This is a genomic window from Actinophytocola oryzae, from assembly GCF_004364325.1.
Taxonomy (GTDB): Bacteria; Actinomycetota; Actinomycetes; order Mycobacteriales; family Pseudonocardiaceae; genus Actinophytocola; species Actinophytocola oryzae.
This window is the reverse complement of record NZ_SOCP01000025.1, coordinates 151,548-171,504: the sequence shown is the minus strand read 5'-3', so window position 1 is coordinate 171,504 and position 19,957 is coordinate 151,548. Positions and strand designations below refer to the sequence as shown.

The 19,957-nt window shown below is 71.5% G+C and carries 25 protein-coding genes; 14 read left to right on the top strand and 11 right to left on the bottom strand.

Annotation, left to right across the window (positions count from 1 at the left end; translation table 11 throughout):
• Positions 1-257: hypothetical protein (locus CLV71_RS43080; RefSeq protein ID WP_208298009.1), on the top strand; the 257-nt coding region annotated here is incomplete at its 5' end.
• Positions 258-571: 314 nt separating this feature from the next.
• On the opposite strand, the gene CLV71_RS43075 is transcribed toward CLV71_RS43080, so the two are convergent.
• Genes CLV71_RS43075 through cofC form a run of 3 tightly spaced genes read right to left on the bottom strand, consistent with a single transcriptional unit; the run spans position 572 to position 4,266 of the window.
• The gene (locus CLV71_RS43075) at positions 572-1,453 is read right to left on the bottom strand and encodes an NUDIX hydrolase (RefSeq protein ID WP_133908739.1); all 882 of its coding nucleotides are present in this window, start codon (positions 1,451-1,453) and stop codon (positions 572-574) included.
• Complete coding sequence (locus tag CLV71_RS43070; protein ID WP_133908738.1) at positions 1,446-3,635, bottom strand: RNA degradosome polyphosphate kinase; 2,190 nt, start codon at positions 3,633-3,635, stop codon at positions 1,446-1,448. The genes CLV71_RS43075 and CLV71_RS43070 overlap by 8 nt, the downstream gene beginning before the upstream one ends.
• Complete coding sequence (gene cofC / locus CLV71_RS43065) at positions 3,595-4,266, bottom strand: 2-phospho-L-lactate guanylyltransferase (protein ID WP_424923957.1); 672 nt, start codon at positions 4,264-4,266, stop codon at positions 3,595-3,597. The genes CLV71_RS43070 and cofC overlap by 41 nt, the downstream gene beginning before the upstream one ends.
• An 80-nt stretch (positions 4,267-4,346) precedes the next feature.
• On the opposite strand from cofC, the gene CLV71_RS43060 reads away from it, so the two are divergent.
• Complete coding sequence (locus tag CLV71_RS43060; RefSeq protein WP_424923956.1) at positions 4,347-5,099, top strand: lysophospholipid acyltransferase family protein; 753 nt, start codon at positions 4,347-4,349, stop codon at positions 5,097-5,099.
• A complete protein-coding gene (locus CLV71_RS43055) occupies positions 5,092-6,099 on the top strand; it encodes an NAD(P)H-dependent glycerol-3-phosphate dehydrogenase (protein WP_133908736.1) in 1,008 nt (335 codons plus the stop codon). Before CLV71_RS43060 ends, CLV71_RS43055 begins: the two co-directional genes overlap by 8 nt.
• Before the next feature lie 112 nt (positions 6,100-6,211).
• Here CLV71_RS43055 and CLV71_RS43050 read toward each other — a convergent pair whose 3' ends face one another.
• Together CLV71_RS43050 and sigK are read right to left on the bottom strand one after the other, a co-directional pair.
• Complete coding sequence (locus CLV71_RS43050; RefSeq protein ID WP_133908754.1) at positions 6,212-6,940, bottom strand: anti-sigma factor; 729 nt, start codon at positions 6,938-6,940, stop codon at positions 6,212-6,214.
• On the bottom strand, positions 6,940-7,530 hold the full coding sequence (gene sigK, locus CLV71_RS43045; RefSeq protein ID WP_133908735.1) for an ECF RNA polymerase sigma factor SigK: 591 nt from the start codon (positions 7,528-7,530) through the stop codon (positions 6,940-6,942). The genes CLV71_RS43050 and sigK overlap by 1 nt, the downstream gene beginning before the upstream one ends.
• Before the next feature lie 258 nt (positions 7,531-7,788).
• Between sigK and CLV71_RS43040 the strand changes: the two genes are divergently transcribed.
• Positions 7,789-8,238, top strand: coding sequence for a cysteine dioxygenase (locus CLV71_RS43040; RefSeq protein WP_133908734.1), 450 nt, complete (start codon positions 7,789-7,791; stop codon positions 8,236-8,238).
• On the opposite strand, the gene CLV71_RS43035 is transcribed toward CLV71_RS43040, so the two are convergent.
• Positions 8,204-8,878, bottom strand: a complete 675-nt coding sequence (locus tag CLV71_RS43035; protein WP_133908733.1) for a pyridoxamine 5'-phosphate oxidase family protein — start codon at positions 8,876-8,878, stop codon at positions 8,204-8,206. The genes CLV71_RS43040 and CLV71_RS43035 overlap by 35 nt on opposite strands.
• 69 nt (positions 8,879-8,947) lie before the next feature.
• Between CLV71_RS43035 and pdxR the strand changes: the two genes are divergently transcribed.
• Positions 8,948-10,327, top strand: coding sequence for a MocR-like pyridoxine biosynthesis transcription factor PdxR (pdxR, locus tag CLV71_RS43030; RefSeq protein WP_133908732.1), 1,380 nt, complete (start codon positions 8,948-8,950; stop codon positions 10,325-10,327).
• 11 nt (positions 10,328-10,338) lie between these two features.
• Complete coding sequence (locus tag CLV71_RS43025; RefSeq protein WP_133908731.1) at positions 10,339-11,436, top strand: D-alanine--D-alanine ligase family protein; 1,098 nt, start codon at positions 10,339-10,341, stop codon at positions 11,434-11,436.
• 6 nt (positions 11,437-11,442) lie between these two features.
• On the opposite strand, the gene CLV71_RS43020 is transcribed toward CLV71_RS43025, so the two are convergent.
• Together CLV71_RS43020 and CLV71_RS43015 are read right to left on the bottom strand one after the other, a co-directional pair.
• A complete protein-coding gene (locus CLV71_RS43020; RefSeq protein ID WP_133908730.1) occupies positions 11,443-12,000 on the bottom strand; it encodes a DUF3515 domain-containing protein in 558 nt (185 codons plus the stop codon).
• A gap of 19 nt (positions 12,001-12,019) precedes the next feature.
• Positions 12,020-12,253, bottom strand: a complete 234-nt coding sequence (locus CLV71_RS43015) for an Lrp/AsnC ligand binding domain-containing protein (RefSeq protein WP_133908729.1) — start codon at positions 12,251-12,253, stop codon at positions 12,020-12,022.
• Between the two features lie 102 nt (positions 12,254-12,355).
• On the opposite strand from CLV71_RS43015, the gene CLV71_RS43010 reads away from it, so the two are divergent.
• The 4 genes from CLV71_RS43010 to CLV71_RS42995 are packed head-to-tail and all read left to right on the top strand — an operon-like array spanning position 12,356 to position 15,035.
• Positions 12,356-13,333, top strand: coding sequence for a thiamine-phosphate kinase (locus CLV71_RS43010; RefSeq protein WP_133908728.1), 978 nt, complete (start codon positions 12,356-12,358; stop codon positions 13,331-13,333).
• An 18-nt stretch (positions 13,334-13,351) separates the two neighbouring features.
• On the top strand, positions 13,352-13,831 hold the full coding sequence (locus CLV71_RS43005; protein ID WP_243867344.1) for a GNAT family N-acetyltransferase: 480 nt from the start codon (positions 13,352-13,354) through the stop codon (positions 13,829-13,831).
• Positions 13,813-14,334 (top strand): gamma carbonic anhydrase family protein, encoded by a 522-nt coding sequence (locus CLV71_RS43000; RefSeq protein WP_133908727.1) that lies wholly within the window; start codon positions 13,813-13,815, stop codon positions 14,332-14,334. Before CLV71_RS43005 ends, CLV71_RS43000 begins: the two co-directional genes overlap by 19 nt.
• A gap of 23 nt (positions 14,335-14,357) precedes the next feature.
• A complete protein-coding gene (locus CLV71_RS42995; RefSeq protein WP_133908726.1) occupies positions 14,358-15,035 on the top strand; it encodes a uracil-DNA glycosylase in 678 nt (225 codons plus the stop codon).
• On the opposite strand, the gene CLV71_RS42990 is transcribed toward CLV71_RS42995, so the two are convergent.
• Together CLV71_RS42990 and CLV71_RS48195 are read right to left on the bottom strand one after the other, a co-directional pair.
• Positions 15,032-16,024 carry an LLM class flavin-dependent oxidoreductase gene (locus CLV71_RS42990; RefSeq protein WP_133908725.1) on the bottom strand — a complete coding sequence of 331 codons (993 nt, stop codon included), beginning with the start codon at positions 16,022-16,024 and terminating at the stop codon, positions 15,032-15,034. The genes CLV71_RS42995 and CLV71_RS42990 overlap by 4 nt on opposite strands.
• A complete protein-coding gene (locus CLV71_RS48195; protein ID WP_166664488.1) occupies positions 16,021-16,359 on the bottom strand; it encodes a VOC family protein in 339 nt (112 codons plus the stop codon). Before CLV71_RS48195 ends, CLV71_RS42990 begins: the two co-directional genes overlap by 4 nt.
• 78 nt (positions 16,360-16,437) lie before the next feature.
• Between CLV71_RS48195 and CLV71_RS42985 the strand changes: the two genes are divergently transcribed.
• Positions 16,438-16,974, top strand: coding sequence for a TetR/AcrR family transcriptional regulator (locus CLV71_RS42985; RefSeq protein ID WP_243867342.1), 537 nt, complete (start codon positions 16,438-16,440; stop codon positions 16,972-16,974).
• 73 nt (positions 16,975-17,047) lie between these two features.
• Here CLV71_RS42985 and rpmB read toward each other — a convergent pair whose 3' ends face one another.
• Positions 17,048-17,239 (bottom strand): 50S ribosomal protein L28, encoded by a 192-nt coding sequence (gene rpmB, locus CLV71_RS42980; RefSeq protein WP_133908723.1) that lies wholly within the window; start codon positions 17,237-17,239, stop codon positions 17,048-17,050.
• Between the two features lie 190 nt (positions 17,240-17,429).
• On the opposite strand from rpmB, the gene CLV71_RS42975 reads away from it, so the two are divergent.
• The 3 genes from CLV71_RS42975 (at position 17,430) to trxA (ending at position 19,875) form a co-directional block, all read left to right on the top strand.
• Positions 17,430-19,091, top strand: coding sequence for a DAK2 domain-containing protein (locus CLV71_RS42975; RefSeq protein ID WP_133908722.1), 1,662 nt, complete (start codon positions 17,430-17,432; stop codon positions 19,089-19,091).
• Positions 19,092-19,182: 91 nt separating this feature from the next.
• Positions 19,183-19,554: a MerR family transcriptional regulator gene (locus CLV71_RS42970; RefSeq protein WP_133908721.1), complete on the top strand. Its 372-nt coding sequence runs from the start codon at positions 19,183-19,185 to the stop codon at positions 19,552-19,554.
• The gene (trxA, locus tag CLV71_RS42965) at positions 19,555-19,875 is read left to right on the top strand and encodes a thioredoxin (RefSeq protein WP_133908720.1); all 321 of its coding nucleotides are present in this window, start codon (positions 19,555-19,557) and stop codon (positions 19,873-19,875) included. It begins immediately after the preceding gene.
• The last annotated feature ends 82 nt before the right edge of the window (positions 19,876-19,957 follow it).

Genomic DNA, 19,957 nt, shown 5'->3' with positions numbered 1-19,957 from the left:
CTGCCGCGAAACCGGCCACGACCCGCACCACCACGGCCAAGACCACCACCGCGAAGGCCGCACCGGCCAAGGCCGCCACCGCCAAGAAGGCCCCCGCCGCCAAGGCGACCACCGCCAAGGCGACCACGGCCAAGACCACGGCCAAGACCACGGCACGCAAGACCACCCCAGCCAAGACCGCGACGGCGGCGAAAGCCACCCCCGCGAAGAAGACCACCAGCGCGGCGAAACGCACCCCCGCCGCCAAGAAGAAGTAACACTCCACACCGCACCACCACCGAAGGCCGCCACCCGCGTGGCGGCCTTCAGTGCGAGGTGAGGGGGTTCGGACACACAGGAACACTTGACGCGCCAGTAGGTTCCGCCGACAGTTCTATCCACGGCGGCGTGGTCGCGGGTCTTTGGCCCCTGGCTGCCGCTGTGAGGCCCCGAAAGCGCGCCCGCCACTTGGTGGTCACGGACCGGGTCAGCGTGCGGTGAGCGCGATCTGGGGCCGCTTTCCTTGTGTGGTGGCGATCTTGACCGTGCCCACATCGGACACACGTGCGAATCGACCGCGTGCCAAGCGGGTTCAGGGCACCGCGAGGTAGTCCGCCGCCGCCAACCGGGTCCCGTCGAAGAACAACGCCCACACGCTGCCCTTCTTGGCGGCCAGGTGCCTGCCGAGGGACAGCCCGGAACGCGTGGCGAGACGTGCGACGAGGTCCGGAATCACCCCGCCCTGGCTGCAGATCACCGCCGTTCCGCCAGCCGAGGCTATTTCCGCTACCCGGTCGACGGCCGTTTCCTCCCTGCCGGGGTAGGCCTTCTCACTCAGCAGTTTCTCCTCGGCGATCGGCACGCCGAGATCGTCGGCCACCGGTTGGACGGTCGCGACGCAGCGCACCAGCGGCGCCGAGTACACCCGCTCGGCCCCGTAGAGCGTGCCGAGCACGCGGACGGGGGCCAGCTGTTTGCGCCCGTTCTTCGACAGCGGCCGCAGGTCGTCCTCGTGGTCCCACTCCGACTTGCTGCCCGCCTTCGCGTGCCGCACCAGGAGCACCGTCGTCAGATCCTGTGGCAGGGCGGTGAAGGCGTCGAGCACCTCGCGGTCCCGGTCGTAGGACAGTGCGGCCCGGGCGGCGGACACGGGCAGCCAGCGCATCTCGTCGACCTCGTGCGACGGCCTGAGCTCGCCGGAGAGGTACCTGGCGGCGAAGTACTCCACCTTCTTGTGGTCCGCCCCCACCCGGTAGTGCGTGCGGGCCAGGAAACGGCCGAGCGCCACCCGTGCGCCCGTCTCCTCGCCCACCTCCCGCACCGCGGCGACCCGCGTGGACTCGAGCGGCTCCAGCTTTCCCTTGGGCACGCTCCAGTCGTCGTAGCGGGGGCGGTGGACCAGTGCGACCTCGACCTCGCCGGCGCCCGCCCGCCACACGACGGCGCCGCCCGCGAGGACCTCCCGGCTAGCCAACGGCGCGATGGGTGAGCAGCATCTGGGCCTGGTGGTCCCGCACGGACGAACCGTCCGCGGGCGACGCGTCCCAGTTGCCGTTCTGTTCCAGCACCCAGCAGCGCGTCGCAGGGTCCAGCGCCGAGTCGAACATCGCGTCCAACTGCCTGGTCAGCCTCGGGTCGGAGATCCGCACCTGCACCTCGACGCGGCGGTCGAGGTTGCGGTGCATCATGTCCGCGCTGCCGATCCAGCGCTCGTCCGACCCGACGAAGTGGAACACCCTGGAGTGCTCCAGGAACCGCCCGAGGATCGACCGCACGTTGATGTTCTCCGACAACCCCGGCACGCCGGGCTTGAGCGCGCAGATGCCCCGGACGACGATGTCCACGGGCACACCGGCCTGCGACGCCCGGTACATGGCGTCGATCACCTGCTCGTCCACGAGGCTGTTGAGCTTCATGCGGATCCCGGCCGGACGACCGGCACGCAGGTGCTCGACCTCCCGCTCGATCAGCTCCACGATCCCGCGCCGGATCCCGTAGGGCGCCACCAGCAGGCTGCGGTACTCGTCCTGGCGCGCGTACCCGGTCAGCACGTTGAACAGGTCCGTGAGGTCCGCGCCGATCGACGGCTCCGCGGTCAGCAGGCCGACGTCCTCGTACAGCCGTGCCGTCTTCGGGTTGTAGTTGCCCGTCCCGATGTGGCAGTAGCGCCGGATGACCGACCCCTCCTGCCGCACCACGAGCGCGGTCTTGCAGTGGGTCTTCAGGCCCACCATGCCGTACACGACGTGCACGCCCGCCTTCTCCAGCGTCCGCGCCCACTTGATGTTGGCCTGCTCGTCGAAGCGGGCCTTGATCTCCACCAGCGCCACGACCTGCTTACCCGCCTCGGCCGCGTCGATGAGCGCGTCCACGATCGGGGAGTCGCCGGAGGTCCGGTACAGCGTCTGCTTGATGGCGAGCACCTTCGGGTCCGCCGCCGCCTGCTCGATGAACCGCTGCACGCTCGTGGAGAACGAGTCGTACGGGTGGTGCACCAGGACGTCGCCCTCGCGCAGCGTCGCGAAGACACTCTTCGGTGTCTCCCGCTCGCCGAACGCCGGGTGCGTCACGGGCACGAACGCCGGGTCCTTCAGGTCGGTGCGGTCCACCCCGTGCAGCTGCCACAGGCACGACAGGTCGAGCAGCCCCGGCACCACGACCACGTCGTGCGGGTCGACCTCGAGCTCCCGCAGCAGGAGCTCCATCATGTGCTCGCTCATGTCGTCGGCGACCTCGAGCCGCACCGGCGGGCCGAACCGCCGCTGCGCCAGCTCCCTTTCCAGCGCCTTCAACAGGTCCTCGTCCTGGTCCTCCTCGACCTCGAGATCGGCGTTGCGGGTGACCCGGAAGGCGTGCACCTCGGTCACCTGCATGCCGGCGAAGAGGTTGTCGAGGTGTGCCGCGATCAGCTCCTCGAGCGGCAGGAACAGCGCGCCCCTCGCGTCGCGGTTGTGGTCGATCGGCACGAGCCGGGAGACGTTGTCCGGCACCTTCACGCGGGCGAACCGCTCGCCGCCGCCGTTCGGGTCCCGCACGGTCACCGCGAGGTTCAGCGACAGCCCGGAGATGTAGGGGAACGGGTGCGCGGGGTCGACGGCGAGCGGGGTGAGCACCGGGAAGATCTGCTCGCGGAAGTACCGCGACAGCCGCACGCGCTGCTCGTCGGTCAGGTCCGACCACCGCGCGATGCGGATGTCGTGCTCCGCGAGCGCGGGCCGCAGCCGCCGCTCCCACGCGGCCGCGTGCTGCTCGACCAGCTCCTGGTTGCGCTTGGAGATGTAGGCCAGCTGCTCGCGCGGGGTCAGCCCGTCCGCGCTGCGTACCGAGAGACCGGTCTCGTCGCGGCGCTTCAGCCCGGCGACCCGCACCATGTAGAACTCGTCGAGGTTGGAGGAGAAGATCGCGAGGAACTTCGCGCGCTCCAGCAGCGGCTGCGACGAGTCCTCGGCCAGGGCGAGCACCCGCGCGTTGAAGTCCAGCCAGGACAGCTCTCGGTTGAAGTAGCGGTCGTCCGGTAAGTCGGTCACCGTCTCCGCCTGTGTGACAGCGGGCGGAGCCGACGGCACCGCCCGCGGCTCCGGTGTGGTTTCCGACGGCTCGGCTGGTGTACTGGCCTCAGGGCTCGTCTCGGTGCTCACAACCCCATTGTCCAGCATCTATGGCCGCGCGTCGTGGCCCGAGACCGAACGGGAGGGTGAACTTTCCCAAGCCCAGCCCCTCGGCGACGGCCAGATCGTCCTCGGTGTCCACATCACACCGAAGCGACGCCAGGCCGGCGCCCACCTGCCGTGCGCCGGTGGCCTCGTGCGCCTGCGCGGAACCGGGGCCGAAGCGCGGCGTCAGCGCCTCGCCGGGATGCGCGAGCAGCAGTGTCGTGCCGGTGCCCGGCCGGTCCGCGCTGAACGCGCGCCGTCCGTCCGCCTCGGCGATCGCCCCGGCCAGGTCGGCCGGGCGCAGCGCGGGGAGGTCGGCCTGCAGCGCGCCGACCGTGCCGCCCGGTGTGCGCAGGTGCTCGGCGCCGAAGCTCAACGCGGCGTTGAGCCCTGGCAGGCCGCGCTCCACCAGGCACTCGACACCGGTGCCCGCGAGCGCGTCCGGCACCCGTTTGTCCTCACAGATCACCAGGACACGCCGCACGCCCGCCGAGGTGAGGGCCGCGGTCACGGTGTCCAGCAGCAGGGCGAGCACGAGGTCGGCGTGCTGTTCCACAGGCACGGCCCCACGCAGCCGCGACTTCGCCCGGTCCAGGTTCTTGATCGGGACGACCAGGTCCACTCCATGCTCCACACGACCCATGGTGCAGGACTTCGGAGAAGCGTGCCGTGGGCGGGGCATACTCGTCCAAAACGCGAGAAGTTGGAGGACGGGTGCCGAGGCGACTGGAGAAGAGCGGGTTCTGGGTATGGGTGACGGCCATGATCTTCTACCCGCTGGCCGCGATCGGGAAGGTGCGGCCGACCGGAGCCGAGCACGTCCGGCGTGAGGGCGGCATCCTGCTGGTGATGAACCACATCTCGCACATCGACCCGCCGGTCGACGCGGTGTTCGTGCACAAGAACGGCCGGGTGCCGAGGTTCCTCGCGAAGGACAGCCTGTTCCGCATGCCCGTCTTCAAGTACATGATCAACGGTGCGGGCAGCATCCCCGTGTACCGGTCCACCGTGAACGCCGGCGACAGCCTGGTGGCCGCTCGGGAGGCGCTCCAGAACGGCAAGGTCGTCGTGATCTACCCGGAGGGCACGATCACCCGCGACCCGGACGGCTGGCCGATGCGTGCGCGGACCGGTGTCGCACGCCTGGCGATGGACTGCCTCGAGCACGACGTGCCCGTGCTGACCGCCGCACGCTGGGGGACGCGCGACATCCTCAACGCCTACACCCGGAAGTTCCGGCCGTTCCCGCGCAAGAAGATCTCGATCGACGTGTCCGCGCCGGTGGACCTGTCGCGGTTCAAGGGCCGCGAGGTCGACAACGAGCTGCTGCGCGAGGTCACCGACTTCCTCATGACCCGCGTGCGCGACCAGCTCGCCGCGCTGCGCGAGGAGCCCGCACCGGACGAGTTCTACTCGTCGCGGCGGAACCCCGAGGCGAAGAAGAAGAGCACCGGCACCGATGGGTGAGATGCGCGTCGCCGTGTTCGGCGCGGGCTCGTGGGGCACGACCTTCGCGAAGGTGCTCGCCGACGCGGGCACGGACGTGGTGCTGTGGGCGCGGCGGCGCGAGGTGAGCGAGGCGATCGAGGAGCGCCGGGAGAACCCGGACTACCTGCCGGGCGTCACGCTGCCGGAACGCCTCGTGTCCACATCGGACCCCCGGCGAGCGCTCGACGGCGCCACCGACGTGGTGCTGGCCGTGCCGAGCCAGAGCCTGCGGCACAACCTGACCGCGTGGCGCGGGCTCATCGACCCGTCGGCGACGCTGATCAGCCTCGCGAAGGGTGTCGAGCTCGGCACGCTCAAGCGGATGAGCGAGGTCGTCGTCGAGGTGATGGGGGTGGCCGAACAGCAGGTCGCGGTGGTGACCGGGCCCAACCTGGCCAAGGAGATCGCGGCGGAGCAGCCGACGGCGGCGGTGGTCGCGTGTGTGGACCACGACCGTGCGGTGACCGTGCAGCAGGCGTGCACCACCGGCTACTTCCGGCCCTACACCAACACCGACGTCATCGGCTGCGAGCTGGCGGGCGCGTGCAAGAACGTGATCGCCCTGTCCTGCGGGATGGCCGCCGGGCTCGGCTTCGGCGACAACACCCTCGCGACGCTGATCACCCGAGGGCTCGCCGAGACGGCCAGGCTGGGGGAGGTGCTCGGCGCGGACCCGATGACGTTCTCGGGGCTCGCCGGGCTCGGGGACCTCGTGGCGACGTGCTCGTCGCCGCTGTCACGCAACCGGTCCTTCGGCGCGCGGCTCGGTCGGGGCGAGTCCGTGGCGCAGGCACAGGCCGCGGCGCAGGGCCAGGTCGCCGAGGGGGTGAAGTCGTGCTCCTCCATCCGTGCGCTGGCCATGCGCCACGGCGTCGAGATGCCCATCACGGAGGTCGTGCACCGCGTGTGCCACGACGGCTTCGACCCCCGCGAGATGGCGGGCGAGCTGATCGGCCGCAAGACCAAGCCGGAGCGCTGAGCCCCGACGCCCGGAGCCGCTGAGCCCCGATGCAATGAAGGACTCCTTCGGTGCGCCTGGCGTTACGAAGGAGTCCTTCATTACAGGGGGTCGGGGGGACGGGGGCAGGGGGTCAGGCCGGTAAGTCGCCGGTCATGACGATGGCGTTGGTCGTGGGGGTCTTCGAGCCTTTTTCGGGTTCGACCGAGATCGCGACCTTCTGGGCGTCGTTCAGGCCGCTCAGCGCCAGCACCACCTGGCCGTCGTCCGGCGTCAGCAGGCCCAGCGAGACCGGGGTGTCGTCGGCGATGCCCCACAGCTGGTAGGTCTTCCCGTCCGGCGGGCTCGCCAGGCCGGTGCCGACCAACAGCATCCTGTCCTGCGACCGGGACACCGCGACCTTCATGGTTCCCCCGCCGTCCTTCCCGTCGAGGGTGACCAGTGAGGCGTCCCGCGCGCCGAGGATCTCCTGCATCTGCGCGGCCTGGGCCTGCACGTCGTCCAGCTGGTTGTCCTTCTGCACCACGACGACGCCCAGGCCCGCGGCGACGACGAAGAACACGGCCGCGGCCACGGTCGTCAGGCGCTGTCCGAGCGAGCGGCGGCGCAGGGGCACCACCGTCGTGTCCGGCGGCAGCTGGCGTACGGACCTGATCTCGTTGAGCACCCGGGTCTTCAGCTCGGCGGGCGGCGGCTCGGCCGCGGCGAGCGCGAGCCTCGCTGCGGTCTCCTGCAGCTCCTGGACCTCCTGGAAGCACGAGTCGCACTCGGCGAGGTGCCGCTCGAAGTCCGTGCGTTCCACGCCGGACACCGCGTCGAGGGCGTACGCGCCGGTCAGGGCGTGGATGTCGGGACTCGTCATCAGGCCACCCCCAGACAGTCGCGCAGCCGGATCAGCCCGTCCCGCAGCCGGGTCTTGATGGTGCCCAGCGGGGTGTCGAGCAGCTCTCCCACCTCACGGTACGTCCGACCGCCGTAGTAGGCGAGGAGTACCGACTCCCGCTGCAGCTCGGTGAGGGTGTTGAGGCACCGCCGGACCTGCTCCTGTTCGAGCCGCGCGGTGACCTGTTCGGACACCTCGTCGAACGGCCTGCCCGCGTCGCGGCGGCCGACGATGTCGTCCCGGTCGGCCGCGGCCTGGGCGGACCGCACGCGGTCGACCGCCCTGCGATGCGCGAGCGTCATGGCCCAGGTCGTCGCGCTCCCGCGTTCCGGCGAGTACTTCGCCGCCGACCGCCAGAGCTCGACCATCACCTCCTGCACGACTTCCTCCGACTGCGCGGGATCACGCACGATCCGCCGAACGAGCCCGAAGACGGGGCCGACGAGCAGGTCGTACAACTGCGCGAACGCGGGCTCGTCGCCGCGCGCCACGCGTTGCAACAGCTCGGCGCCGGCGTCGTTCGCCGGTTCGGTACGTGCCGACCGAAGTCGTCGCGCACGATCGCCCATGACCACATCTCCCATGCACGGTGGTTCGGAGCCGCCGCCACTCCGGATTGCCTGCGAATCCGCGGGGTACACGATCCCACGGACTGGGCGCGTTTGCCGGACCCCTGCGGTGAGTGGTTACCTGAGCCCGTGCTTGTCACCGTGCTGAACCGCCGTCGGAGCTACTCGTGGCTCCTTCGTGTCGCCAGCGCGCTCTGTCCGGCTCGGTGAGGTTCCCCAAACCCTTCCACCCGAGCTCCCGAGAAAGACAGCACACCCATGTTCGCCGTACCGGCCAACACCATCGCGCACTCGTCCGTCCCAGCGACGGTGCACCCCGCCCTGATCGCCCGCGCCGTCGCCGCCGACCGGCCGCGCTGGGCACACCTGCTCCGCTACGACCCGGACGTGCGGTTCGCCGCGCTCGTCTCGTCGGACGAGCACCAGGAGGTCTGGCTCATGAGCTGGCTTCCCGGCCAGGAGACCGACCGGCACGACCACGGCGACGCCACCGGCGCGTTCACGATCGTGTCCGGCACGCTCACGGAGCACGTCCTGCACCGCGGCACGACGCTGTCGCTGTCAGCCGGGCAGTCCCGCGTGTTCGGCCCCGGCTACGTCCACCAGGTCCGCAACCTCGGTCCGGACCCGGCGGTGAGCCTGCACGTCTACAGGGCCGCACGCACCATGCGGACTATTGAGGACCGTGCTGTGGGCCTCGCAGGCTGACGTAGTCCGGCACCCCGACATCCTCGGGCAGGTGCCGGCACGGTTGCGGTGTGCCCCAGGCGCGGACGAGCGGCAGCACCCCCGCCCAGCTCGCGCCGACGCGGTCCGGTGTCAGGTCCTCCGGCTCCTCTCCTGGGCCGCCCGTGCGGATCTTCACGGCGGCCTCGGTGAGGTCGAGCGCGAGCACCGCGGTCTTCGCGAACTCCTGCGGGCTCGGGCCGCGCGCGTGGTCCCACGAGCCAGGGGCGATGTGCTCGGTGATGACGTGGAGGGCGTGCAGTTTGGCGTCCGGGTCGGTGACCGGGGTGGCCGTGCCGTGGATCGTGGCCGACCGGTAGTTCACCGAGTGGTGGAACACGGCACGGCTGTAGATCACGCCGTCGAGCAGGGTGACGTTCACGCACACCTCGGCGCCCGCGCCGCCGCGCAGGCTGGCGGCGCCGGTCGAGCCGTGCACGTACAGGGTGTCGCCCTCGTGGCCGTAGCCGGTCGGGACGATCCGCGGCGTGCCGTCCTCCGCGACGTACGCGAGGTGGCAGACGATCCCGGCGTCGAGCACGTCGTGGAGGGCCGTCCGCTCGGTCACGGCCCGGTCCTTGCCCCGGCGGATGGTGCTGCGCGATGTCGGCGAGAGAGTCACGACCTCCACTGTGGCGTGAAAAGTGGCACTATTGAAGGTCCAAGACCTGGTGATTCTGGAAGGCCACTTGTGGAGACCTCCGCCCTGCCGGTGACACTGGACCGTTCGTCGGCGACGCCCCTGGCCGTGCAGCTGGCCGAGCAGCTCCGCGCGGCGGCGGGCGACGGCAGGCTGCGCAGCGGCGACCGCCTGCCCTCGACCCGCGCACTTGCCGGCGAGCTCGGCGTGAGCCGGACGGTGACCGCCGCGGCCTACGAGCAGCTGCACGCCGAGGGCTGGATCGCGGGCAGGCACGGCTCCGGCACCTACATCACGACCGCGCCGCCCGGATCGCTCCCCGCGACCGCCGCTCCGGTCCGCCGTGACACCACACAGGACAGTGTCGTCGACCTGACGCCCGGCTCGCCGTGGGCGGGCGGCATCGAGCAGTCGGCGTGGCGGCGGGCGTGGCGCGCGGCGTCGCACGTGGCGCCGATGGTGCGGCCGAACCGGTCCGGCCTGCCCGAGTACCGGGCGGCGGTGGCCGAGCACCTGCTGCGACACCGGGGACTGCGGGTCGGCGACACCGACGTCGTGCTGGCCACGGCGGGAACCAGCACCGCGGCGGCCGAGCTGGGCCGGGCGGTGTTGCGTCCCGGCGACATGGTGGCGGTGGAGGAACCGGGTTACCAGCGTGCGGTCGGTGCGCTGCGGGCCGCGGGACTGCGGGTGGTCCCGGCGACGGTCGACGCCGACGGTCTGCTGGTGGACGCGATCCCGGCCACGGTCCGCGCCGTCTACTGTTCGCCCGCGCACCAGTACCCGCTCGGTGGCCGCATGTCCGCGGGCAGGCGGGTGGCGCTCGTGGAACGCGCCCGCGAGCAGGGCTGGCTGGTGATCGAGGACGACTACGACGGCGAGCTGCGTTACGACGTGGCCCCGCTGCCGCTGCTGGCGGCCCTCGCCCCGGACGTGGTCGTGCACCTCGGCACGACGAGCAAGATCCTCACGCCCACACTGGGTGTCGGCTGGATCGTGGCGCCACCACCGGTCGTGGCCGCCGTCCTGGCCCACCGCGACGCGACCGGCAGCGGCCCCGCCCCGGCTGGCCAGCTGGTCGTGGTGGAGCTGGCCCGCAACGGCGACCTGGGTCGGCACCTGCGCAGGCTCCGTCGCGAGCTGTCCGAACGCCGCACGCTCGTGGTGGACACGTTGGTGCGCGGGGAGGTCCGGGTGCTCGGCGACGACGCGGGCGCCCACGTGGTCGTTCCGGTGGCGTCGGCGGAGGCGGAGCGGGCGTTGATCCGCGCCGCGGCCGATCGCGGACTGTTGCTGGACGGCCTGGCCCGTCACCACATCGGGCGGGCGAGGTGGTTCGGCATCGCCCTCGGCTACGCCGCGTGTTCGCGGGAGCAGCTGAAGCGCGCGCTGCCCGTGCTCGTTGAGCTGGTGGGGGACGGGGCCGGGTAGGGTCGGGCGCCATGGCCAGCCAAGAGCGCATCCGCGTGGCAGTGGTGTTCGGCGGACAGAGCACGGAGCACGCCGTGTCCTGTGTGTCCGCGGCGAGCGTGCTCGCCAACCTCGACCCGAACCGCTTCGAGATCCTGCCCGTGGGCATCACGCCCTCGGGTGCGTGGGTCCTGGGGCCCGCGGACCCCGCCACACTGGCGATCGAGGGCACGACCCTGCCGACGATCACGTCCGGCACCGCGCTGACCCTCCCGGCCGACCCGACTTCGGCGAACCTGGTCGTCCTGGAACGCGGCAGGGAGGGCGAGGTCCTCTCGGCCGTGGACGTGGTGTTCCCGGTGCTGCACGGTGCCTTCGGCGAGGACGGCACCATCCAGGGCCTGCTGGAGATGGTGGGCCTGCCCTACGCGGGGGCCGGCGTGCTGGCGAGCGCGGTGGTGATGGACAAGGAGTTCACCAAGAAGCTGCTGCGTGCGGAGGGGCTCCCGGTCGGCCCGTACGAGGTCCTGCACCGCGGCGACGTGACGCTCAGTGAGTCCCAGCGGGAGCGCCTCGGCCTGCCGGTGTTCGTGAAGCCGGCCAGGGCGGGCTCGTCGACCGGCATCACGAAGGTCTCGGACTGGTCCGGGCTGGACGCGGCGATCGCCACCGCACGCGAGATCGACCCCAAGGTCCTGGTCGAGTCGATGATCGCGGGCCGGGAGGTCGAGTGCGGGGTGCTGGAGTTCCCGGACGGCCACCTGGAGGCCTCACTGCCCGCGGAGATCCGCATCGTGGACGACTCGCTGGAGTTCTACGACTTCGCCACCAAGTACGTCGGCGACGCCGCGGAGCTGGACATCCCGGCCAAGCTGGACGACCAGGTCACCGAACGCCTCCGCGCGACGGCCATCGAGGCGTTCCGGGCCGTCGACTGCCAGGGCCTCGCCAGGGTCGACTTCTTCGTCTGCGCGGACGGCTCACTGATCATCAACGAGCTGAACACCATGCCGGGCTTCACCCCGACCTCGGCCTACCCCAAGATGTGGTCGGTCACGGGCATCGACTACCCGACCCTCCTGTCGACCCTCGTCGACACGGCGCTCGCCAGGGGAACGGGCCTGCGCTGAGCAGGGTCACGCGGCCGGGACGGACTTCGCGATCGTCTCCGACATCTCCTGGACCACGCCGGTGCCCGCGTCGTCGGGGATGGTCAGTGCTATGTAGACCGGGCGGTCGACCGTGTACCAGGTCGTCGCGCCCGCACCCTCGATCGGCAGCCAGTTGACCTTCGACACCAGCCGCAGCTGGGCCGTCGGCACCAGCTCCGGCGGCTTGCCGAGCCCACACCGCAGCACCACCGGCTCACCCCGGTCGCCCGCCCACGCCGCGGACGCGGGTGGTGCGGGGTCCGCGATGGCCAGCCGGGTCAGCTCCTTGCCCTTGCTGGGCAGTTCGGTGGGCAGCGCGTTCACCAGGGCACCGCACGCGGGCGCAGCGGCGTCGGGTGCGTCGACCGCGACCAACGCGAGCGGACCCGTCGGCCGGGGTGGCTGCGTGGTCGGGCCTGCCTCGGCAGGAGACTCGGACGAGCCGCCGACGAGCCTGCTCGCGACGATCACGCCGACGACGAGCACGGCGGCGAGGCCCGCGGCCACGAACAGGGTCACGCGGGACAGGGGCTGTTCGGACACGCCCCCACTAGACCACGGCTCAGAGATGGACCACCGGGCAGGTGAGGGTTCGAGTGATCCCGTCCACGTTCTGGATCCGTGCCACGACGAGCTGTCCGAGCAGGTCGACGTTCTCGGCCTCGGCTCGGACGATCACGTCGTAGGGGCCCGTGACATCCTCCGCGGTGGTCACGCCCTCGATCTGAGCGATCTTCCCGGCGACCGTGGCCGCCTGGCCGACCTCGGTCTGAATCAGGATGTATGCGTGGACCACGGCGTGCCCCTTCGTGTCTAGCAGGACTCAAGAGGTAGGAACGTGAGCAGCAAAAGGTACCGCAGTTCCGGATCGTTTGGGGATCCGACTATCGGAGGTGTCGTGGCCGACAATAGAGGAGGCCCAGCTCATGATCCACCCGAAACCGTCGCCGATGTCGGTGAGTTCGGCCTGATCCGCAGGGTGACCGCCGGACGGCGGCAGCCCGCGACCACGTTGCTCGGGCCGGGCGACGACGCGGCGCTCGTCGCGGCGCCGGACGGCCGGGTGGTCGCGAGCACCGACGTGCTCACGGAGGGTGTCCACTTCAGACTCGACTGGTCGACGCCGGAACACGTTGGCCGCAAGGCGATCGCGGTCAACATGGCGGACATCGCGGCCATGGGCGCGGTGCCGACGGCCCTGCTCGTCGGGCTCGCGTGCCCGCGCACGACCAGGTCCGAGGTCGCCGAGGGGCTCGCCTCGGGCATGTGGGACGAGGCGACCCGCGCCGGCGCGGGGCTCGTGGGCGGGGACGTGGTCACCGCGAAGGAGATCGTGATCTCGGTCACCGCACTGGGGGACATGGGCGGACGCGAGCCGGTCACCAGGGGTGGCGCCATGCCGGGGGACGTGCTCGCGGTGTGTGGTCGCCTCGGCTGGTCGGCCGCCGGGCTCGCCGTGCTGGGGCGCGGGTTCCGCTCGCCCGTCCAGGTCGTCGGCGCCTACCGGGTGCCCGAGCCGCCGTACGCGGCTGGTCCGCAGGCCGCGGCGGCGGGCGCGACCGCGATGATGGACGTGTCGGACGGGCTGCTCGCCGACCTCGCGCACATCTGCTCGGCGTCCAATGTGGCCATCGACGTGCGGACCGACCTCGTCGAGGTGCCGCGCAGGCTCGTCGACGTCGCCACCGCGCTCGGTGCCGACCCGATGCACTGGGTGCTGACCGGCGGCGAGGACCACGCGCTGGTGGCCACGTTCCCGGAACCCGAGGCGGTGCCTGAGGGTTGGCGCACAATCGGCACGGTCGGCAGGGGGACAGCCGTTACTGTCGACGGCGGCCCTTACGAGGGCGGCACGGGCTGGCAGCATTTTCGGTGAGTCTTCTCGGAGCGGACCTTGGCGTTGGCGCGGATCGACGTAACGGCCTACGACCATCCGGACGCGGTGGTCCTGGTCGCCGAGGTGCAACAGGAGTACGTGGTGCGCTACGGCGGGGAGGACGGCACGCCGGTCGACCCGGCTGACTTCGCGCCGCCGCGCGGGCTGTTCCTCGTCGCGTACGTGGACGGCACGCCGGCGGCGTGTGGTGGCTGGCGTGCGCACGGCACGGAGGTCGAGGTGAAGCGGATGTACGTGTCCCCGGCGTTCCGCGGCCGAGGTCTCGCGCGTGCGGTGCTCGCCGAACTGGAGCGGACCGCGGGGGAGGACGGCTACCGACGGATCGTCCTGGAGACGGGGTCGAAGCAGCCGGAGGCGATCGCCCTTTACCGGTCCTCCGGCTACGAACCGGTGCCGCGCTTCGGGTTCTACGCGAACGCGCCGGGCGCCCTGCACCTCGGAAAGGCGGTCGGCGCCGAATGCCCGTCTACGCGCTAGGCGACCGCGTCCCGGACATACACCCGGACGCGTACGTGCACCCGGACGCGACGGTGATCGGCGACGTCACGATCGGCGCGTTCGCCTCGGTGTGGCCGCAGGCCGTGCTGCGCGGCGAGTCCGGCACGATCCGGGTCGGGGAGCGCACGTCGATCCAGGACGGCACGATCGTCCACTGCACCGAGTGGCACGCCACCGTGATCGGCGCGGAGTCGGTGGTGGGCCACAACGCCCACATCGAGGGCGCGACGGTCGGCTCGCGGTGCATGATCGCGTCAGGGTCGGTGCTGCTCAACGGTTCCGTGGTGGAGGACGGCGCGATCCTCGGCGCCGGTGCGGTGATGTCGTTCAACGGCCGCCTGCCGGCCCGCCGGATGGCTCTTGGCGTGCCCGCGCGGGTGCGTGAGGGTCACGAGGTGGCGCCGGACATGGTGCTCGGCATCGTGGCCAACTACGTGGAGCGGATCGCGGTCTACAAGGCAGGGCTGCGCGAGCTGTCGTAGGCCGTTGGCATAAGGTCGCCCGGGTGACCGCACGACCGCTGAACGAGATTGTCGAGGCCGGGTGGGCGGAAGCGCTCGCGCCCGTCGAGGAGCGCATCGCCGCGATGGGCGAGTTCCTGCGCGCGGAGATAGCCGCGGGCCGCCAGTACCTGCCGTCGGGGGAGAACGTGCTGCGTGCGTTCAAACAGCCCTTCGCCGATGTCAGGGTCCTGATCGTCGGCCAGGACCCGTACCCGACGCCCGGCCACCCTGTCGGCCTGTGCTTCTCGGTGGCGCCGGACGTTCGACCGCTGCCGAAGAGCCTGGTGAACATCTTCCAGGAGTACCAGGAGGACCTCGGGCATCCGGCGCCGTCCAACGGGGACCTCGGTCCGTGGACCGAGCGTGGGGTCCTGTTGCTGAACAGGGCGCTGACGGTGCAGCCGGGCAGGCCCAACTCGCACCAGGGCAAGGGGTGGGAGGAGGTCACCGAGCAGGCGATCCGCGCGCTGGCCGCGCGGGGTGGTCCGCTGGTGGCGATCCTGTGGGGTCGCAACGCCCGCAACCTGAAGCCGCTGCTGGATCCGGTGCCGTGCATCGAGTCGGCGCACCCCAGTCCGCTGTCCGCGCACAACGGGTTCTTCGGTTCCCGCCCGTTCAGCCGGGCGACCGAGCTGCTGGAGAAGCAGGGCGGCGAACCGATCGACTGGAAGCTCCCCTAACGACCGGCGACGGCGCCTGCGAAGGCGGTCAGCTCACGGTTCGGGTCGGGTCCTGCCGGGATGTACACGACCTCGGTGACGCCCGCCGCCCCGGCCGCCTCGACGCGCTCGCGGATCGTGGCCTCGTCGCCGCTCCAGCCGGGGGTCAGCAGGGCCGGACCGGCGGCGGTCACGAGTGCCTGGTCCCGCTCGGTCAGGGACATCAGGTGTCCCTGGTGGGCGGCGAGATGGCGTTCGTGCTCCTGGCGTTCCGCCGCCAGCGCGGCACGCCAGGCGCGGCCGCCGGGAATGGCGTCCACCGCGGTTCCGGCGCGTTCCCAGGTCAGGTGCGCGATGCTGGCGTAGCCGGGGCCGGCCGCGGCCCGCACGCGGGTGCTCGTGTGGTCCTCGCCCGGGGCCAGCACCGTTCCGAAGCGGAGCAGCGCCGCGTCCGCCCAGCCGTGCAGGCCGCCGGGTGGCACGCTCGTCGCGATCACACCGGGGGCGTCGGTCTCGCGGGCGAGCCGGAGGCCCTTCTGGCCGGACACCGCCAGCCACACCGGTACCGCGATGGGCCGCGGCGGGGCGAAACCGGGTAGGTGGGTCAGCTGGCACGGTCGCCCGCCGACCTCGACGACGTCGCCCGCGAGCAGGGCGCGGACCTGCCGGACGTGCTCGGTCAGCTCGTCGAGGCGCACGGGGGCCAGGCCGAGCGTGGTGCGCCCGGTGGCGCCCGTGCCGAACGCGGTGACGAGCCGGCCGGGGGCGAGTTCCGCGACCGTCGCGATCGCCGATGCCGTCACCACCGGGTGGCGCAGGCCCGGGACGGCGACGCCGGTGGCCAGGCCGATCCGGTCCGTCGCCTCGGCGACCCGGGCGAGCGCCACCCAGGTGTCGCCGTACATCGCCGGTGACTCGAAGACCCACACGCGGTGGTAGCCGAGTCGTTCGGCGAGGCGGGCGCGGTCGACGATGTCAGCGCTTGGCGGGAGTGCGCAGGAGTACCTCACCGGTGCCGTGGCTCCCAGAGAGCCAGCGTCGCGCCGGTCGGGTCCTCGATGACCGCCACCGAGCCCTGTGGGAGGTCGACCCTCGGGCGGGTGGCCTTCGCGCCCAGCTCGACCGCTTTCGCCAGCGCCTCGTCCAGGTTCTCGACCGGCGCGTAGGGGACCCACTGTGGTGGGCGGTCGTCGCCTTCGGACAGCGGGGTCAGGCCGCCCCAAGGGCCTTCGGCCGTCGTGAAGAGGGACTCCGTGGTCGTCCAGCCGAACAGGTCACCGTAGAAGGAACGGGCCTGGTCGCGGTCGGTGGTGCGTAGGTCCATGAAGACGAACGGGCTCGGCATGCTGCCTCCTTGTTAGGACGTGTGTCCTGAAACTAGGACATGCGTCCTGATCATGCAAGAGATCGTTATGCTTCTGGCGTGGTCAGCAACAACCAGCGCGTCAAGCGGGCGCAGATCGTGGACGCAGCCAAGGAGGTGTTGGCCACGCAGGGGCTCGCCGCATGCACGGCGCGTGCGGTCGCCGACGCCAGTCCGCTCACCAAGAGCGCCATCCACTACTACTTCCGCGACGTCGACGAGATCGTCGACGTCGCCATGGCCGAGCACGTCGACGCCATGCTCGTCGGCCTGCGGCGGGCCGCCCACGAGGCCGTGGCGGGAGAGCGGTTGTGGCGGGTGGTCGAGGCCTACCTCGCCACCTTCGCCGATCGGCCGCACGCCGCGTTCCTGTGGTTCGAGTACTGGGTGGCCGTGAGTCGGCGGGCGTCCGTCGGGGCCGCCGCCGCGATGCTCGACCGGGTGCGCGACCTGCTGGTCGAGGTGCTCGACGTGTCTGAGCCGGACGAGACCGCCGACCGAGTGCTGTCCTGGCTGCTCGGGACGATCGTCCAGCAGCAGGTTCGACCTCGGTCTTCGGCCGTGTTGCGATCGGAGTTGGCGCGGGTCGTCGAGTGACTGTGGACACAGCAGACCGGGCCCCTGGCTGCGCCAGGGGCCCGGTCTGTGATGTTCGTCTGGGGCTTCGGTGCTACCCGCGGGTGACCTTGCCCGCCTTCAGGCAGGAGGTGCACACGTTCAGACGCTTGCGCTGCGAAGCACCGATCTTCGCGTGCACGGTCTGAATGTTCGGGTTCCACCGGCGGCTGGTGCGTCGGTGGGAGTGCGAGACCGACTTGCCGAAGCCTGGCCCCTTGCCACAGACGTCGCAAACGGCAGCCACGTCAGGCACTCCTTTCTCACAAACGGAAACTGGCCGAGCGGCCAGCAAACTCACGGCCCAGTGCGAACCGGGCAGCCAGACCCGACTCGCGTCGGGCAAGCAGATGTCAGGGTAACGGCTCGCGCCGCGTGCCTCCACACCGGCCCACTAGTCTGCCGCATGTCCGCCCATCCGGCCCCGTGGAGGCGCCATGCTCCAGGCGCTCGACGCCGCCCAGGTCCGACGATGGGCCGTGGCGTGCGTGCAGTCGCTCGACGCACACCGCGAGGCCATCGACGGCATCAACGTCTACCCGGTGCCCGACGGCGACACCGGCTCGAACCTGCTGCACACGATGCGTGCCGCCCTCGACGCGCTCCTGCGGGCACCCGCGAGGGCACGTGCCTCCGCGGGCGCGACCCTGGCCGTGCTCGCCAGGGGCGCCCTCACCGGGGCACGCGGGAACTCCGGGGTCATCGTCTCGCAGTTCCTCCGCGGGGTCGCCGAGGAACTGGCCGATGTCGACGCCGTGCTCGGGCCGCGCCTGCGGGACGCCGTCGTGCGTGGCGCCCGGCTCGCCACGGGTGCCATGGCCGAGCCCGTCGCGGGCACGATGGTCACCGTCCTCGAGGCCGCCGCCACCGCCGTGGGGGACGAGCCGTCCGACGCCCTGCAGGACGTGGCCGCCGCGGCCGCCACCGCGGCCGCGGCGGCCCTCGACAAGACACCCGCCCAGCTGGCCGTCCTCGCCGACGCCGGGGTCGTCGACGCGGGCGGGCGCGGGGTCGTCGTCCTGTTCGACGCGCTGTATGCGGTTGTCACCGGCCGGCCCGCCGCCCTGGCGGCCGCGCAGCGTGCCACTGCCGAGCGGGCCGCGCGGGTGTCGGCCGGTGGTCAGGAAAGCTCTCTGTACACCTCCCGTGAGTCGGGCTCGGACGCGTTCGCGTACGAGGTCATGTACCTGCTGGAACAGGTCACCGGGGACGACGCCGCCGACCACCTGCGGGACGTCCTCGTCGGGATAGGGGACTCCGTGTCCGTGGTCGGCGACGGGGCCGGGCTGTGGACCGTGCACGTCCACTGCAACGACATCGGCGCCGCCGTCGAGGCAGGCATCGACGCCGGGCGCCCCCGGCAGATCCGGGTGGCACGGTTCGCCGACGCGGCCTCCGCGGAGGCGAGCCGGTTCGCCAGAGACCGTGCCGTCGTCGTGCCGTCGCGTAGTTCCGAGTTCGCGGACCTCCTGATCAGTGAGGGGGTCACCGTCGTCATGGTGGAGGACGGTGTGGAGTCGTTCGCCTACCGGCTGCTCGAGACCATCACGGCCACCGCGGCCGCCCACGTCACCGTGCTGCCCGCCGACCCGGAGCTGGTCGAGGCCGCCGACGAGGCCTCCATCCGCGCCGTCGCGGCCGGACAGGACGTCGTCGTGGTGCCGTGTGCCTCACCGGTGCAGGTGCTGGCCGCCGTCGCCGTGCACGACCCGCGTCGCCGGGCCGGGGACGACGTGGTCGCGATGGCGGAGGCGGCCGCGGCCACCAGGCGTGGCGAGGTCGTGGTGGCGACCGAGGCCGCCATCACCTGGATAGGCGCCTGCGACGCGGGCGACGTGCTGGGTCTCGCCGACGGTGAGGTGATGTTGATCGAGCCGGGCCCCGCCGACGTCGCCGCCCTCGACCGAGCCGCGTGCGGCGTGGTCAAGCGCATGCTCGGCATGGGCGGCGAGCTGGTCACCGCCCTGCTGGGAGCAGAGGCACCGGACGAGCTGGCTATGGAGCTCGAGGACTTCCTCCGGCGTGAGCATCCGGAGACCGAGCTGGTGGTCTACCAGGGCGGTCAGCACAACGCGGTACTGGTGCTGGGCGTGGAGTAACGGGTGTCGTGGTCATGGCGACGACGATGCCACCGGCCACCGACAGTTTCTGCTGGCGTTGCCGTCGAGGGCAATGTCTACAGTCGCCCATATGCGCATTGGCGAGCTTGCGAGCCACGCGGGGATTACCACGAAGGCGTTGCGTTACTACGAGGAGCGCGGGCTCCTCGAGGCCCCGCGTCGCACGAACGGGTACCGCGAGTACGACGAGTCACACCTTCGGGTGGTCCAGGAGATCCAGACCCTGCGAGAGGTCGGGTTCGCCCTGGAGGACACCCGCCCGTTCGTCGAGTGCCTGCGCGCGGGCAACGAGGACGGCGACGCCTGCCCGGACTCCGTGGCCGTGTACCGCCGCAAGATCGCCGAGGTCGAGGCGTACCTGCGGCAGCTGACCGTGGTGCGGGACGAGCTGCGGGCCAAGCTCGACGCCGCCGCGCACCGCAGGACGAGAGGGGAGAGCTAGATGGAGTCCGTCACCGAGGAGACCTTCGACACACGGGTACTGGGGCGGGGCAAGCCCGTGCTGGTCGAGTTCTGGGCCACGTGGTGTGGCCCGTGCCGCATGGTCGCGCCGGTGCTCGAGCAGATCGCGCGGGAGCGCGCGGACGTCGAGATCGTGAAGCTCAACTACGACGAGGAGCCCGAGGTCGGGCAGCGGTACGGGGTCATGGGCCTGCCGACGATGCTGCTGTTCCGCGACGGCGAGCCGGTGCGGTCGTTCGTCGGCGCCCGGCCCAAGTCCCGTCTGCTCGCCGAGCTGGACGACGCTCTGCGGCCCGCATAGCAGGTCGTGGCCCGGGGCCGCCCACCGGCGAGCGGAGCGAGCCCAAGGAACACTGTCGGTGGGGCGCGACATAATCGGTCCG

Coding starts and splice junctions, on each gene's coding strand:
- CLV71_RS43025 (WP_133908731.1), top strand. CDS start 10,339: ATGGCCAGCCAAGAGCGCATCCGCGTGGCAGTGGTGTTCGGCGGACAG.
- CLV71_RS48195 (WP_166664488.1), bottom strand. CDS start 16,359: ATGCCGAGCCCGTTCGTCTTCATGGACCTACGCACCACCGACCGCGAC.
- CLV71_RS43055 (WP_133908736.1), top strand. CDS start 5,092: ATGGGTGAGATGCGCGTCGCCGTGTTCGGCGCGGGCTCGTGGGGCACG.
- trxA (WP_133908720.1), top strand. CDS start 19,555: ATGGAGTCCGTCACCGAGGAGACCTTCGACACACGGGTACTGGGGCGG.
- sigK (WP_133908735.1), bottom strand. CDS start 7,530: ATGGGCGATCGTGCGCGACGACTTCGGTCGGCACGTACCGAACCGGCG.
- CLV71_RS43000 (WP_133908727.1), top strand. CDS start 13,813: ATGCCCGTCTACGCGCTAGGCGACCGCGTCCCGGACATACACCCGGAC.
- CLV71_RS42970 (WP_133908721.1), top strand. CDS start 19,183: ATGCGCATTGGCGAGCTTGCGAGCCACGCGGGGATTACCACGAAGGCG.
- CLV71_RS43070 (WP_133908738.1), bottom strand. CDS start 3,635: ATGCTGGACAATGGGGTTGTGAGCACCGAGACGAGCCCTGAGGCCAGT.
- CLV71_RS43050 (WP_133908754.1), bottom strand. CDS start 6,940: ATGACGAGTCCCGACATCCACGCCCTGACCGGCGCGTACGCCCTCGAC.
- CLV71_RS42975 (WP_133908722.1), top strand. CDS start 17,430: ATGCTCCAGGCGCTCGACGCCGCCCAGGTCCGACGATGGGCCGTGGCG.
- CLV71_RS43040 (WP_133908734.1), top strand. CDS start 7,789: ATGTTCGCCGTACCGGCCAACACCATCGCGCACTCGTCCGTCCCAGCG.